Raw genomic sequence first — 13,590 nt, forward strand, 5'->3', positions numbered from 1 at the left:
TGGAATCAGGCGGAGAACAGATGTCAGAGTCCCCATACGGAGTGGAGAGTTGGGTTGAGTACCTGAAGGATCGCCCATTGCCTGTCAGAAACAGTGTTCTTCGTCGTCTGCAAAAACAGTTACGAGACCCCAACGTTACCCTTCAAACTCTTAACCGAATCATTAAATCAGATCCGGTTTTGTGTCTACATATGGTCAGAAAGGCATCTGAATTACATAACCAAGTCGATTCAAAAGTAACCAGCATTGACCACGCCATAAGCTCACTAGGCCTAGATAATATTGATGCGGTTTTAAAAGGAACAACAGCACTCAAACTAAACCCATCTAGCGTTGCTCAAAAGATGTACTTCCGTTACATCGCCATAAGCCATCATGCAGCAACCCAAGCCTCAAATTGGCTCGAAATTCGCCGCGCACCTTTTGTTGAAGAAACTCATCTTGCCGCACTGTTTTACGGCGTCGGACACTGGATGCTTTGGCAGCATGCGGCTCTGCATATGAGTGAGATCCAAGTCAAACTCAGAGAAGAGCGTACCGATGTAGTTCTCGCAGAAACAGATGTACTAGGCTGCACAATACAAGAGATATCTCATGGCTTAATCGAACACTGGGGCATTTCCGAATTAGCATCGATCAGCTTGGAACATGAAACATCGCCCAACAAAAAGACCTTAGCGCAACTCCATCAACGAGCGCTTGGTGACCCTCGCCTGACAGACGAGGACCTTCGTGAAATCAATCATTTGGTTCAAGAGAAGTTCTTCCCGGTAAAACTCGCAAATTGGATCGCTTTGACAGCTAACTTAGGCTGGCAACAGACCAAAACTATGAAGATAATCGATATCATTAACGATTATCTCAAAGGCGAGATTGCTGACACTATTAACATGCTGCATAAGAACTGTGCTCGCGCATCCTCTTTGTACCATGTAGCAGGCACCTTAGCTCCTGCAGCTGAGATGATCATGCTTCCTTCGGATAAACAAATTAATTACCGCCTATCCGAAAAAGAGAGCCACATTCTATCGGCAAGCCTACCGGAAGTAACCAAACCTCAAATCGAAGTTCCGCAACCAACGCCCGAACCTGAAGAGATCGTTGAAACCGAGATCAGCTTGCCCGCCAAACCAGATTTCCAAGATCAAAACGTCTACGATCAAATCGCTGAAAGGTTCCTAAAGGGTTACGATCTATATACGCAGCCTAAACATATCCTTCAGGGGTTAATCCAAGGTACTAACCGTGGCTTAGGCTTTGAGCGAGTATGTATGTTCCTCGTCAACCCAAAGACAAACAGTATGAAAACAGCTTTTGCCGTTGGGTTCGAAGACAAGCATCCGATGTCGACATTCCAATACGATTTAGAGATCCCAAGCCTATTTAAAAAGCTGAAAGAAAAACCTGGGTGTATTTGGGTGAAGCCTGAAAACATCGACAAAATGAATCCGATGTTGCCAGAAGTCTATCGAAGCTGGGGCAACCCAAATGGATTCCTGTTAATGTCTCTTTTCTTTGGCAAGAAGCCAATTGCGATTATTCATGCCGATTACGGTAGTCACGGCCCTGAAATTAGTGATTTCCACCATGAGCGATTCCGCTACCTCTGTTCAGCTGCCACTTTAAGCCTAAAAAAGATGCTTAAATAAGACCGGTATATCAGCACGCTTGAATAAGTGGCAACAATCCCAATATTATCTTTGACCAGCCCTTTCTTTTGGAGTGACTGAATGAATTTACCTTTAAGCGTTGAGGCGCAAACTTTACACCAGCATCTCGACGACCCTCAGGTACTGGTAATTGATCTTTCCAGCGAAGAAAACTATCTAGCTGGCCATATTCCAGGTGCCATTCACTTAGCTTCAAGCCGCCTGTTAAATGGTGAAAAACCAGTTCCAAATACTGTTCCGACCAAAGAAAAACTCGCTGCTCTTTATAATGAATTGGGTATCACACCTGATACATGGGTTGTTGCGTATGATGATCAAAAAGGCCCTTGGGCTGGCCGCTTCATGTGGACGCTAAACATATTAGGCCACCAGAACTGTTCTGTATTAAACGGCCAATTCGACGCTTGGAAACAAGCAGGCTTGGCAATTGAACAGCAAAAGAACCAACCGTCACCAAGTAATCACGAAATCAACTATGATGGCTCTCTGCTTGCTGATGCGGATTTTATTCTTTCGCACCTAGATGACGTTAACTGCACCATCTGGGATGCACGTAGCGCAGCAGAATACAGCGGTGAAAAGGTCATCAATGCTCAAAAAGGCGGCCATATTCCAGGTGCTAAACATTTCGAATGGACTGACTGCTTGATAAGCGATTCTGATCTTCGCCTAAAACCTAAAGATGAATTGTTATCCTTACTGGCAGAAGCAGGGATTAATCCCGACAACACTATCATTACCCACTGCCAAACTCACCGCCGCTCAGGTTTAACCTACTGGGTTGCTAAACACCTCGGATTTGAAAACATTCGCTGCTACGACGGCTCATGGTTCGAATGGGGCAACCTTCCAAACACTCCTGTGGAGAAATAATGAAAAGCTTTACTGACCGTCTGTTTATTTTATTTCAACATGTCGTGCCTCAGCATTTGTTATCACGCTTGGTAGGCAAGATTGCAGACTGCCAAACTCCTTGGGTGAAAAACACATTTATTAAATGGTTCGCCAAGAAGTATCAGATCAATATGACGGAAGCTCGTGAAGAGATTCCAACCAATTACCCTAGTTTCAATGCTTTTTTCACCCGTGAATTAAAAGACGGTGCACGTACCATCGATATGGATGCAACTCATATCGCTAGCCCAGCAGATGGCGCAATTAGCCAGCTAGGCAAGATTGAACATGGTCGTATCTTTCAAGCAAAAGGCCGTGGCTATGGTTTAGCAACGCTATTAGGTGGCGATCAAGAAAGAGCAAAAGATTTTATTGATGGTGAGTTTGCGACCATTTATCTCTCTCCAAGAGATTACCACCGCGTTCACATGCCCGTAAAAGGCACGCTAACCCATACTACCTATGTTCCTGGCGATCTTTTTTCTGTAAACCAGACAACAGCGGAAGGCGTTGATCAATTGTTTGCCCGTAACGAACGCCTAGTTGCTTACTTCGACACAGAATACGGCCCTATGGCGATGGTGTTAGTCGGCGCAATGATTGTGGCTGGCATTGAAACTGTTTGGTCAGGACAAGAAGCACCTGCGCTAAAACGCCCTGTTCACACAAGTTTCAGCCCGACCTCTCCTGAGCCTATTACTTTAGAGAAAGGCGAAGAGATGGGGCGCTTTAAGCTTGGCTCAACTGTTGTATTGCTGTTTAGCAAAGAGCAGATCTCTTGGGCAGAGGAGCTAGCCGCAGAGAGCCCAGTTGAGCTTGGAAAAATGATAGCGAAGAAAGTCGACGCTTAAACATCCTCTGTTGTATTTGTGCACCTTGCTTCCTAAATTCAACTTTCACAAGGTGCACTGAAAGGTTAGCCAGAAAGATTTATCTCATTCTGAATAACCATAAACTTTGTCTGCTGTCCTCAGTTTGTATTTAGCATACACTAGGAGTGTAGAGTCACAGTCTAGGTATTAATGTACGATGAGCAATCTGATTGAATTATTAAAAGATAAAAATATTCAACTCAATACTGACAACACAGCTGTACTCAGTACAACCGCCAAAACGACCCAAATTATCCCACTGCTACATCAACGCGTTCTATCTATAGCAGGTCCGGATACTGAAAAATTCCTTCAAGGCCAATTGACCTGTGATGTCTCAGAAGTCTTCGCACGCGGCAGTGCTCTAGGCGCTCACTGTAATATTAAAGGCCATATGCTTAGCTTATTCCGTATGCTTAAACGAGGCGAAGATCACGTTTGGTTGCGTATGAGCCATGATATTTTTGACAGCGCTACCAATAACCTGAAAAAGTACATGATCTTTTCCAAAGCGGAAGCGGAAGATGTTAGCGCACAAGTAGGTGGCATTGGCCTGACAGGCCCTGGTGCACAGGCACTTATAGAACAGCTATTCGAACAATCACCAACTGAAGACGACGGCATTATTAGCCTAAGTAACGGCGTTGTTGTTCGCGTGCCTGGCAACCGCTACGAAATTTGGATGGAAAATAGCGCTCTAGTAGAGCTAATCCAAAACCTTCAAGACGAAGTAGGCATTGGCTCAACCGATGATTGGGTACTGAGCGAAATAGACGCAGCAATCCCTGACCTTCGCGCAGAAACTCAGGAAGCCTTCATTCCTCAAATGACTAACTTCCAAGCATTGGGCGGCGTTAGCTTCCGTAAGGGCTGCTATACAGGACAAGAGATCATTACCCGTCTACAACATCGCGGACAGCTGAAAAAGCCGATGTACATTGCTGAAATCACAGCTAATCAGCAACCAAAGCCAGGCCAAGAAGTAAGTAGCCCAGACAAACCAAAAGCAGGCCAAGTAGTAATAGCTGCACCTTGTGGCGAAAACCGTTACCGCGTATTGGCTGTACTGGTAAAAACACTTGCCGAGAAAGGCGATCTTAAAATTGGAGATGCAGCTCTGGAGTTATCCACACTGCCTTACGAGCTGGACCCAAAACTATTTGAGCCAAAATAAGCTGAACAAATAGAAGACAACTGTTGACCCAGAAAGCAATAAACGCGACACTCCCATACAACTTTCGTAAAAGGCCTAGGGAGAGGCTCAAGGATGACAACTTCGGCACCAACCAGTCCGAGAGTACCTTTATTGCTTACTGGTGCAACAGCCACTCTGTGCTTACTGCTTCTCCTTTATATTCACCTTAGTGCACAAAGCACCCTGCAAAAATTCATCCCATGGCTCGATGCCTCTATGGAGATCAAACTTGAGGTAGCTCAAGCCCATCTTTGGTTTGAAGAAATCTCCGCAGGTGACCCTTCTGTATCCATCGACACCGTCTATACACACTTAGATCAGGCAACTTGGTACGCCAATGCCATTTTGGATGGCGGCACCCTTAAACAGAATATCTACCAACCTTTAGAATACAAAGAGCTGAGGCTGCAAGCCAATCGGCTTGTTTACAAGCTACAGCAGCTCCGCAAATCGATCGACCAAAGGCATGTAGACCTAGAGGAATCGGCTGCAGGAACAGAGAGAGAACAACACCAAGACAAGATTTTTATGGAGATCATTCAGAAGGCAAATGCCTTAGAAAGCTCCCTCAAAATGCGTATTAGTTATGAAGACACCGCTCAAAACTCTCTCCTCGCTTTACTGCTTCTAGCCATCGTCGCCATGACGTTAATATCCGGGTATTCGGTTCGCCGCTTTACCGATAGCAGAACTCGCTATACACAAAAGTTAGCTTTAGCTAACACACAGATATCCGAGCAAAATCGACGTCTAAAAGAGCTCGCCCATACAGATCAGTTAACCGGCCTGCCCAATCGCAAAATGCTTGAAGCCATTACCAAACAAGCGATCAGTCGAGCCCAAAGAAAACAGAGCGTTTTATCCCTTACTTTTATCGATCTAGATTTCTTCAAACCTATTAATGACGAGTACGGTCATAACGTTGGCGACAAAGTTCTCACCAACTTCACAACAGCCATTAATCAAATCCTTCGTGAAGATGATATATTGGCTCGCCTTGCCGGTGACGAGTTTATTTTACTGATTCAAGCAGACAGCATGTTTGAAGCACAGGAAGCGTTGGATCAGATTATGGAACGCATCCATGAACGTCTGAATCATCCGATCCTCGAAACCCCAGCAGCACTGCATATACGCTGTAGCGCAGGTACTGCTTTTGCTCCAAAAGACGCTATAGACTTCGAGGGATTATTGCACTGCGCCGATATAGCAATGTATGAAAGTAAAAAGCGCGGGCGAGGTCAGCATTGCTACTTTACCTCCAGCCCGGTTACGCAGTCTGAATTACCGCTATCGTTAAAATCTAGAGAGACGGAAGCTGCCAATTGATAGGCACTTTACCCTGCTGCTGCAGATACTGATTGGCTTGACTGAAATGCTGACAGCCCAAGAAACCGCGATGAGCAGACAGAGGTGAAGGGTGAGGTGCTTTTAAGACAAGGTGCCTTTCTTGATCAATACAGGCTCCCTTTTTCTGTGCGTAACTACCCCAAAGAAGAAATACGACATTATCGCAATGTTGATTTACTGCTTGGATAATTTGATCGGTAAATGTTTCCCAGCCTTTACCTTGATGAGCACCCGCACTGCTCTCCTCCACTGTTAGTACGCTATTGAGTAGCAAAACCCCTTGCTGAGCCCATGATTCCAAATGACCATGATCAGCTCGAGGAAGCCCTAAATCACTCTCTAGCTCTTTATAGATATTCACAAGAGAGGGCGGCACTTTGACCCCCGGCATCACAGAAAAGCAAAGCCCATGAGCTTGACCTGGTTGATGGTAAGGGTCCTGACCCAAAATCACGACCTTAACATCATCCAAAGGCGTCGTTTCTAAAGCATGAAACCAATTATCTGAATGGGGGTAGATAATTTTACGCTGAGTTTTTTGCTCTTTAAGGAACTCTTTAAGAGCCAGCATATAAGGCTGCTGAAATTGTTCAGCCAAAACAGCTTGCCAGCTTGGAGCGTTTTCAAGTGCCATATTAGTATCAACCACCACAATTTTTAACTTCGTTAGAACTTAACTCAACAGGCTCTGTAATGACCCTACGATGCCAGATGGAATAGTATCGTAACTTTCCAGGGGCGTGAGAGACGATGCCAGAGATAATAATTGCTAGAAAATAGATATAAGCATTTGGCTGCTCAAACCACCAAAATACGGTGGATAAAAGCAGTAGCTTAATGCCGATAGCAGTGCCTCTGAGCTGTATCAACCAAATACCATCTCCATACGCTTCCATAGCGGCCATCAGAAAACCACTAACAAGGGTCATAAGCAGATAAGGATACCAACTACTCTCTGGCTGCTGAAAAAGATAGGCACCAGCCAAACCCGCAATTCCAACGAGATGAATCGTTCGCAAACTTATACCCAACCAGCGCTTAGCCGGTATAGAGCGTTTTTCTGTTGGGAATAACCAGTTCATCGCCACAGCATCTCTTCCTTTTTTACCTAACGATATAGAACAACCATAGGTTTAGCTATATACAAAAAAGCCCTCAAACGAGGGCTTTAAGTATGAAAACAGTTCTGATCTTAACCGCGCGGACGCATCGCAGGGAATAGGATCACGTCACGGATAGATGGAGAGTCAGTAAACAGCATCACCAAACGGTCGATACCAATACCTTCACCAGCCGTTGGTGGTAGGCCGTACTCCAACGCGTTGATGTAGTCACCATCGTAGTGCATCGCTTCATCATCACCCGCATCTTTTTCCGCTACTTGCGCACGGAAACGTTCAGCTTGGTCTTCAGAATCATTCAACTCCGAGAAGCCATTAGCAAGCTCACGACCGCCTACGAAGAACTCGAAACGATCAGTAATGAAAGGGTTTGCATCGTTACGACGTGCAAGCGGAGACACTTCTGCTGGGTATTCAGTGATGAATGTAGGCTGATCCAAACGGTGCTCTACAGTCTTTTCGAAGATCTCAATCTGAACCTTACCTAGGCCCCAGCTATCTTTAACATCGATGTCCATGCGCTGTGCAATCTGACGTGCAGCAGTTTCATCTGCTAATGCTTCGGCAGTGATATCATCGTTGTAGTGAAGAATAGAATCAAAAACGCTGATACGACGGAATGGTTTTTCCAAATCGTATTCAAATGTTTCCAACACTTCACCTTCATCGTTACGTACTGTATTGATGATTGTTGTTGTGCCCAAAACATCCTGCGCAACAGTACGCAGCATATCTTCTGTTAGATCCATCAGATCGTTGTAATCCGCATACGCCTGATAGAATTCGATCATTGTGAATTCTGGGTTATGACGTGTAGAAAGACCTTCGTTACGGAAGTTACGGTTGATCTCGAATACACGCTCAAAACCGCCGACAACCAAACGCTTCAGATATAGCTCAGGCGCAATACGCAGATACATATCGCGATCTAACGCGTTGTGGTGCGTGATAAATGGACGGGCTGTCGCACCACCTGGAATCACCTGCAACATAGGCGTTTCTGCTTCGATAAAGCGACGCTCAGTCAGGTAGTTACGGATGCCAGAAACAATCTTTGAACGTGTCTCAAATACCTTACGAGAGTCTTCGTTAGTGATCAGATCAACATAACGCTGACGGTAACGGATCTCAGTGTCCTGAAGACCTTTGTGCTTATCAGGCAGTGGACGCAAGTTTTTCGTTAGCAACTGGTATTCGCCCATATCTACATATAGATCGCCTTTACCAGACTTATGCAGCTCACCTGTGATACCTACGATATCACCAAGGTCCAAGCTTTTAGCAAACTTACGCGCTTCTTTGTTTACGTAAAACTGGATACGACCTGTCATATCCTGAATAACACCAAAAGCACCACGGTTTAGCATTACACGACCCGCAATGCTCACCTTGATGCCTGCTTCAGCCAACTCTTCCTTCGATTTATCGCCGTACTGAGCCTGAAGGTCTTCAGCATAGCTATCGCGACGGAAGTTATTTGGGAATGCATTACCTTCATCACGTAGCGCGTTTAGCTTTTCACGGCGCTCCGCAATCAGGCGGTTTTCATCTTGCTTCTGAGTGTTATCAGACATCGGTGTGGTAAACCTTTAAGTTAATAAATTCTTTACAGGCCAGCTTTAAGGCTAGCTTCGATAAATAGATCCAGATCGCCGTCCAGTACTTTGTCACAGTTCGAGCTCTGAACGTTTGTACGCAGATCCTTAATGCGCTGATCATCCAACACATAAGAACGAATCTGGCTGCCCCAGCCAATATCCGCTTTATTATCTTCTTGCTCCTGCGCCGCTTCTGTACGCTTGAGCATCTCAACTTCATATAGTTTTGCACGAAGCTGTTTCATACAGGTGTCTTTGTTCTGGTGCTGAGAACGCTGCGCCTGGCTTTGTACTACAATGCCGGAAGGTTCGTGCGTAATACGTACCGCAGATTCCGTACGGTTGACGTGCTGACCACCAGCACCCGATGCACGGTATACATCGATACGTAAATCTGCAGGGTTGATCTCAATTTCAACGTTGTCATCAATCTCTGGAGATACAAATACAGAAGAGAAAGATGTATGACGACGACCACCGGAATCGAATGGTGATTTACGTACTAGACGGTGAACACCGGTTTCAGTGCGCAACCAACCAAAAGCGTACTCGCCTTGGAAACTAATCGTCGCTGACTTGATACCTGCAACATCGCCCGCAGAACATTCCAACAACTCAGTTTTGAAGCCTTTATCTTCACCCCAACGCAGGTACATACGCAGCATCATTTCAGCCCAATCTTGAGCCTCAGTGCCGCCAGAACCTGCTTGAATATCAAGGAAGGCATTGTTTGGATCGGCTTCACCAGAGAACATACGACGGAATTCAAGCGTCTGCAGTTTATCCAGCATGTTATTCACATCACTTTCGACTTCTGCGACTGTATCTTCATCATCTTCTTCAACAGCCATATCTAACAGATCACGTGTATCATCAACACCCGCTGTCAGTTCATCGATTGTGTTTACCACGGCTTCAAGCGTAGAACGCTCTTTACCCAATTGCTGCGCATTTTCTGGATTATCCCAAACTGCAGGGTCTTCCAGTTCACGAGTGACCTCTTCCAGGCGCTCTTTTTTGCCTTCGTAATCAAGAAAGCCACGAAGCGCTTCAGTACGCACTGTAATATCTTTGAGGTTGTTAAGAATCGGGTTAATTTCCATGGTATAGAATCTATAGCCGGCAGTTTAAAAAAGGGCAGTATTTTACCGAAAATCAGCGCACAACACTACTTGTTTAGGCTGAATAGTTAACACAGATTTGATAACAACGATAAGACTACAGTTCAAACTCTTTGCTGATTTGCTGGCACCAAGTGGCAACACGCTCTTCAGTTTCTGAACGCTGACAATCTTCATCGATTGCAAGGCCGACAAACTTCTGATGATCTGGAGTTAAAGCTTTAGAGGCTTCAAAGTTATAGCCCTCTACGGGCCAATACCCAACCATCTCAGCACCTTTACTCTGCAACCTTTCGTGCAAAAGCCCCATCGCATCTAAAAACCACTCGCTATAGCCGATTTGATCACCTAGGCCAAACAGCGCACAGCTCTTACCTGCAACCGCTACGGCATCCAACTGCTCCCATAGATCAGCCCAATCTTCCTGTAGCTCACCAAAATCCCACGTTGATATACCTAGGATTAAATGTTCGTATTCAGACACGCTCTCGATACCGTCAGCAGCAATATCGATACGATGGACTTTATCTTGACCAAGATGTTCTGTAATTAGCTCTGCTACGCTTTCAGTATTTCCCGTAGTGGAGCCATAAAACAAACCGATTGAAGCACTCATTTTTCTTTCCAGATAAAACAAAAAAAGCAGCCCTAGGCTGCTTTTTAGGTGGTTTAAAACTACTTATTAAAAGCGTCGAATGTATGCTGAGCTACATCTTCAATTTCTGTGCGAGCATCTTGTAACGCTTTCATATTCTGTTCGCTTGCCGCTTTGAGAGTGTCTTCCAGCTCTTTCGCATAGCTACGTTGTAGCTCCATCAAATCACTTGGTGACTGACACTTTTGCATCTCTTTTGTCTGCTGAATAGTCGCTTCAATACAAGACTTTGTGCATTCCATCTGCTGGCGAGTAAGCTCTTCAAGCATCTTGGTTTGAATATTGACCAACTCTTTGAACGGACCCATTGAATCCGAGATCTTTTTATTCATATCTTGAAACATAAACACCTTCCCTATCTCGCCAGAGAAACAACCATACGCACACAATACCCAGAACAGAACGTAGGACTTCTGTTATATCTATCCTTATAATAAAGCACTGTAAAGATATAATGGCAAAACTTATATCTCCCATCATACCAAAGATAAATAAAAAGGATGCTGAATTATGCGCCTTTTACACACCATGTTGCGTGTTACTGATTTGCAGCAATCTATTGAGTTTTATACTCAGCTAATGGGCATGAAACTGTTACGCAGTAAAGACTATCCTGACGGTCGCTTCACCTTAGCTTTTTTAGGCTATGGCGATGAATCTGAGCACACCGCACTCGAGCTCACCCATAACTGGGATACTGATCAATACGAACTCGGTAATGCGTTTGGTCACTTAGCCATCGAAGTTGACGATGTATACGCCGCGTGCGATGCAATAACAGCCAAAGGCGGTGAAGTGGTTCGCCCTGCAGGACCAATGAAACACGGTTCAACGATCTTGGCCTTTGTCAAAGACCCTGATGGTTATATGATCGAACTTTTAGGGACGAAGAGAACCGACTAAATCAAGCCTAGATATCTAGGCCTGATTTAAAGTAGTTTATGACGGGTGCAGGTTATCCCGCATCCATCATAAATTGATCAATATCAGACAGTTTTGTCTCTTCTTTCTTAGGTTCAACTTTAAGCTGCTCAGATGTCTGATTGACCGGAGTTTTAATAAACCTATTTTCAGCAGGGGCTGGATCAGGGAATCCGTCATTATACTGTTGATAAAAACGGTTATTACCACGTTGCAACTCTTGACTCTCTGAAGGTGAGTTTAGAATTCTAGGCGTAATCAATAAGACCATCTCTGTCTCTTCATCGCTTTCGATCGTCGACTTAAAGATATTACCCACAACAGGCACTTCACCCAGTAACGGAACCTTGCGTTCATTTCTAGTTCTAGTAGTACGAATTAAGCCACCTACAGCCACTGTGAGACCATTCTTAGCTGCAACGATACCTTTTAGACGAGAAGTATTAACTGTATCAATCGCCAAATTCACAACATTACCATTACCATCAGGTACAGGAATTGTGCCACCTCCAGGATTCAGGGTGGAGCTTTCTTGTTGCAGTTCCAGAAGCACCGTACCATCTGAATTAATACGCGGGGTAATTTTTAAAGAGATACCGATCTCTTCTAACTCAGTATCTGTTTCTATATAAGAAGGAGATACGACTACCCCATTATCAATCTGTGCAGGATTAAAGGTAAAACCACGTGTTAGAACGCTCTCTTCACCAATAAAAAGATCAGCTTCACGATGGTTAGAAGCAAGCACCATCGGATTTGATAACACTTTTAAGCGCTTATTTTCATCAAGAAATTCAATATTTGCTTTAAGCTTATCGTTAAGGAATTCATAGATAAAACTGCCGCTATTAAGCAAAGCATTATTACCCAATTTGAGAGGAACTGTAGATTGATTACCACCTTGAGGCGCTAACTCAAAGTTAAAGATAGAGTTAAAGTCATCCCCTAAAGTTATGCTCAGAATTTTCATCTCTAGCATTACTTGAGGTACAGGAATATCCATCTTATCCACCAACTGTTTGATGGAATTAATAATCTTGCTGTCATCAGTTCGCACAATAATCATATTGTGTTCATTGTTCACTGTGACATAGATTGGCTGCGCTTTGAGGCTCAACGCTTGCATTGATGCAGGATCAACCGTAAGAGCATTACTATTGCCTCTCAGCAACTGTTCTAACTGCCCCACGGAGAGATCCCTTGTCTGATTTCTCAACTCAGAATTGTCACTGCTGTTACCGCTGCTAGAACTATTCCGAGAGGATGAATTAGAACTTGATCGACTGGAGTTGTTACTTCCAGGCTGCTCTCCTAACGAAAGCTCCACTCTATCGCCATATAAATCTTCAATAGCCTGAGCGACGATACGGACATTGGCATTGAGTAAGCGAAAAACTTCGATACGCTGACTTTCACGAACCACTAAATCCTTTGCATACTCTTCACGCGTCATAATGCGATAAGTATTGGTATCTTGATCATAGCGATACCATAGATCACTGATACGGCTGATCGATTTAATGGCATCAATATCTGATACGTTTTTTAGGTGGATCGTGACTCGCTTATCTATAGCGTTGGGTGTGGCAATAATATTACTCTGCGAGAGCTCCGATAGGGTTCGAATTACATCACTTAAGCGGGTATCAGCAAATTCCAATTCTGATATCTTTGCGGCTGATACTGCCATTGGGTTTAACAGCGCCAAAGCAAGGGCAAGTTTTCCTAAAGCTTTCATCGTAATACCTTCATCTGCCCTAAAGTGCCTGTCTCAACAGTAATACTTAAACGGGAAATTTTTGTAATTCTAATCGCCTGTCGAGGGTTGGCTGGATCAACATTAATTTCATCACCCTTTTTCACTAAGTGCACACGATCCCCAGCTATTTGTAACAGCGCCATCGGACTGGAATCACCCCGATCGATATAACCTTTAAACAGCAAATTAGGGACATTAACTTCGCCCGGAGTACGACGGAACCCTTGACCAAACCGATCAACAATTCCACCTAAAATGCCCTGCTTTTCTTGTTGCGGAGCACCTTGCGGCTCACTAAAGGGGTCTCGCATAACAATGACACCTGAGCCAGCTCCAACATTAGCTGTGACATAACCAGTTGACGGGGATTCAGCAGTAGCTGTCATAGGAAGCGTAAGCACACATAAAACGATTAAAATTATCTTTTTCATCAT

Annotated in this window: 14 protein-coding genes; 6 read left to right on the plus strand and 8 right to left on the minus strand. The window is 44.5% G+C overall.

Annotated elements, in window-relative coordinates; all coding sequences use genetic code 11:
- Positions 1-20 precede the first annotated feature (20 nt).
- From ACMXYU_RS13410 to ACMXYU_RS13430, 5 genes are all read left to right on the plus strand, one after another.
- Positions 21-1,649, plus strand: coding sequence for an HDOD domain-containing protein (locus ACMXYU_RS13410; protein WP_415899070.1), 1,629 nt, complete (start codon positions 21-23; stop codon positions 1,647-1,649).
- An 81-nt stretch (positions 1,650-1,730) separates the two neighbouring features.
- Positions 1,731-2,543, plus strand: a complete 813-nt coding sequence (locus tag ACMXYU_RS13415) for a sulfurtransferase (protein ID WP_415899071.1) — start codon at positions 1,731-1,733, stop codon at positions 2,541-2,543.
- Positions 2,543-3,415, plus strand: coding sequence for an archaetidylserine decarboxylase (gene asd / locus ACMXYU_RS13420; RefSeq protein WP_415899072.1), 873 nt, complete (start codon positions 2,543-2,545; stop codon positions 3,413-3,415). The genes ACMXYU_RS13415 and asd overlap by 1 nt, the downstream gene beginning before the upstream one ends.
- Before the next feature lie 178 nt (positions 3,416-3,593).
- Positions 3,594-4,610 (plus strand): YgfZ/GcvT domain-containing protein, encoded by a 1,017-nt coding sequence (locus ACMXYU_RS13425; protein WP_415899073.1) that lies wholly within the window; start codon positions 3,594-3,596, stop codon positions 4,608-4,610.
- Between the two features lie 93 nt (positions 4,611-4,703).
- A complete protein-coding gene (locus ACMXYU_RS13430) occupies positions 4,704-5,960 on the plus strand; it encodes a GGDEF domain-containing protein (RefSeq protein ID WP_415899074.1) in 1,257 nt (418 codons plus the stop codon).
- Here ACMXYU_RS13430 and ung read toward each other — a convergent pair.
- From ung to ACMXYU_RS13460, 6 genes are all read right to left on the minus strand, one after another.
- Positions 5,935-6,615, minus strand: a complete 681-nt coding sequence (gene ung, locus ACMXYU_RS13435) for a uracil-DNA glycosylase (protein ID WP_415899075.1) — start codon at positions 6,613-6,615, stop codon at positions 5,935-5,937. The two genes, ACMXYU_RS13430 and ung, sit on opposite strands and share 26 nt — an antisense overlap.
- Before the next feature lie 7 nt (positions 6,616-6,622).
- Complete coding sequence (locus ACMXYU_RS13440; RefSeq protein WP_415901128.1) at positions 6,623-7,063, minus strand: hypothetical protein; 441 nt, start codon at positions 7,061-7,063, stop codon at positions 6,623-6,625.
- Positions 7,064-7,173: 110 nt separating this feature from the next.
- The gene (lysS, locus tag ACMXYU_RS13445; protein ID WP_415896881.1) at positions 7,174-8,676 is read right to left on the minus strand and encodes a lysine--tRNA ligase; all 1,503 of its coding nucleotides are present in this window, start codon (positions 8,674-8,676) and stop codon (positions 7,174-7,176) included.
- A gap of 32 nt (positions 8,677-8,708) precedes the next feature.
- Complete coding sequence (gene prfB / locus ACMXYU_RS13450; protein WP_415899076.1) at positions 8,709-9,803, minus strand: peptide chain release factor 2; 1,095 nt, start codon at positions 9,801-9,803, stop codon at positions 8,709-8,711.
- 115 nt (positions 9,804-9,918) lie between these two features.
- Entirely contained in the window at positions 9,919-10,437 is a 519-nt protein-coding gene (gene fldB / locus ACMXYU_RS13455) for a flavodoxin FldB (RefSeq protein WP_415899077.1), read from the minus strand.
- A gap of 59 nt (positions 10,438-10,496) precedes the next feature.
- The gene (locus ACMXYU_RS13460) at positions 10,497-10,820 is read right to left on the minus strand and encodes a phasin family protein (RefSeq protein ID WP_415882248.1); all 324 of its coding nucleotides are present in this window, start codon (positions 10,818-10,820) and stop codon (positions 10,497-10,499) included.
- 166 nt (positions 10,821-10,986) lie between these two features.
- Between ACMXYU_RS13460 and gloA the strand changes: the two genes are divergently transcribed.
- A complete protein-coding gene (gloA, locus tag ACMXYU_RS13465) occupies positions 10,987-11,379 on the plus strand; it encodes a lactoylglutathione lyase (RefSeq protein ID WP_415885633.1) in 393 nt (130 codons plus the stop codon).
- A 52-nt stretch (positions 11,380-11,431) separates the two neighbouring features.
- Here gloA and ACMXYU_RS13470 read toward each other — a convergent pair whose 3' ends face one another.
- Positions 11,432-13,135: a type II secretion system protein GspD gene (locus tag ACMXYU_RS13470; protein WP_415899078.1), complete on the minus strand. Its 1,704-nt coding sequence runs from the start codon at positions 13,133-13,135 to the stop codon at positions 11,432-11,434.
- A complete protein-coding gene (locus ACMXYU_RS13475; RefSeq protein WP_415899079.1) occupies positions 13,132-13,587 on the minus strand; it encodes a hypothetical protein in 456 nt (151 codons plus the stop codon). Before ACMXYU_RS13475 ends, ACMXYU_RS13470 begins: the two co-directional genes overlap by 4 nt.
- Positions 13,588-13,590: the final 3 nt, after the last annotated feature.

Origin of the sequence: Neptuniibacter sp. QD48_11 (genome assembly GCF_047778095.1) — a bacterium.
Lineage (GTDB): Bacteria > Pseudomonadota > Gammaproteobacteria > Pseudomonadales > Balneatricaceae > Neptuniibacter.

Excerpts from the sequence above, each read along its gene's own strand:
- ACMXYU_RS13430 (WP_415899074.1), top strand. The coding sequence starts at position 4,704 with ATGACAACTTCGGCACCAACCAGTCCGAGAGTACCTTTATTGCTTACT.
- ACMXYU_RS13415 (WP_415899071.1), top strand. The coding sequence starts at position 1,731 with ATGAATTTACCTTTAAGCGTTGAGGCGCAAACTTTACACCAGCATCTC.
- ACMXYU_RS13425 (WP_415899073.1), top strand. The coding sequence starts at position 3,594 with ATGAGCAATCTGATTGAATTATTAAAAGATAAAAATATTCAACTCAAT.
- ACMXYU_RS13440 (WP_415901128.1), bottom strand. The coding sequence starts at position 7,063 with ATGAACTGGTTATTCCCAACAGAAAAACGCTCTATACCGGCTAAGCGC.
- fldB (WP_415899077.1), bottom strand. The coding sequence starts at position 10,437 with ATGAGTGCTTCAATCGGTTTGTTTTATGGCTCCACTACGGGAAATACT.
- asd (WP_415899072.1), top strand. The coding sequence starts at position 2,543 with ATGAAAAGCTTTACTGACCGTCTGTTTATTTTATTTCAACATGTCGTG.
- ACMXYU_RS13475 (WP_415899079.1), bottom strand. The coding sequence starts at position 13,587 with ATGAAAAAGATAATTTTAATCGTTTTATGTGTGCTTACGCTTCCTATG.
- ACMXYU_RS13460 (WP_415882248.1), bottom strand. The coding sequence starts at position 10,820 with ATGTTTCAAGATATGAATAAAAAGATCTCGGATTCAATGGGTCCGTTC.
- ACMXYU_RS13410 (WP_415899070.1), top strand. The coding sequence starts at position 21 with ATGTCAGAGTCCCCATACGGAGTGGAGAGTTGGGTTGAGTACCTGAAG.
- ACMXYU_RS13470 (WP_415899078.1), bottom strand. The coding sequence starts at position 13,135 with ATGAAAGCTTTAGGAAAACTTGCCCTTGCTTTGGCGCTGTTAAACCCA.
- lysS (WP_415896881.1), bottom strand. The coding sequence starts at position 8,676 with ATGTCTGATAACACTCAGAAGCAAGATGAAAACCGCCTGATTGCGGAG.
- prfB (WP_415899076.1), bottom strand. The coding sequence starts at position 9,803 with ATGGAAATTAACCCGATTCTTAACAACCTCAAAGATATTACAGTGCGT.
- ung (WP_415899075.1), bottom strand. The coding sequence starts at position 6,615 with ATGGCACTTGAAAACGCTCCAAGCTGGCAAGCTGTTTTGGCTGAACAA.
- gloA (WP_415885633.1), top strand. The coding sequence starts at position 10,987 with ATGCGCCTTTTACACACCATGTTGCGTGTTACTGATTTGCAGCAATCT.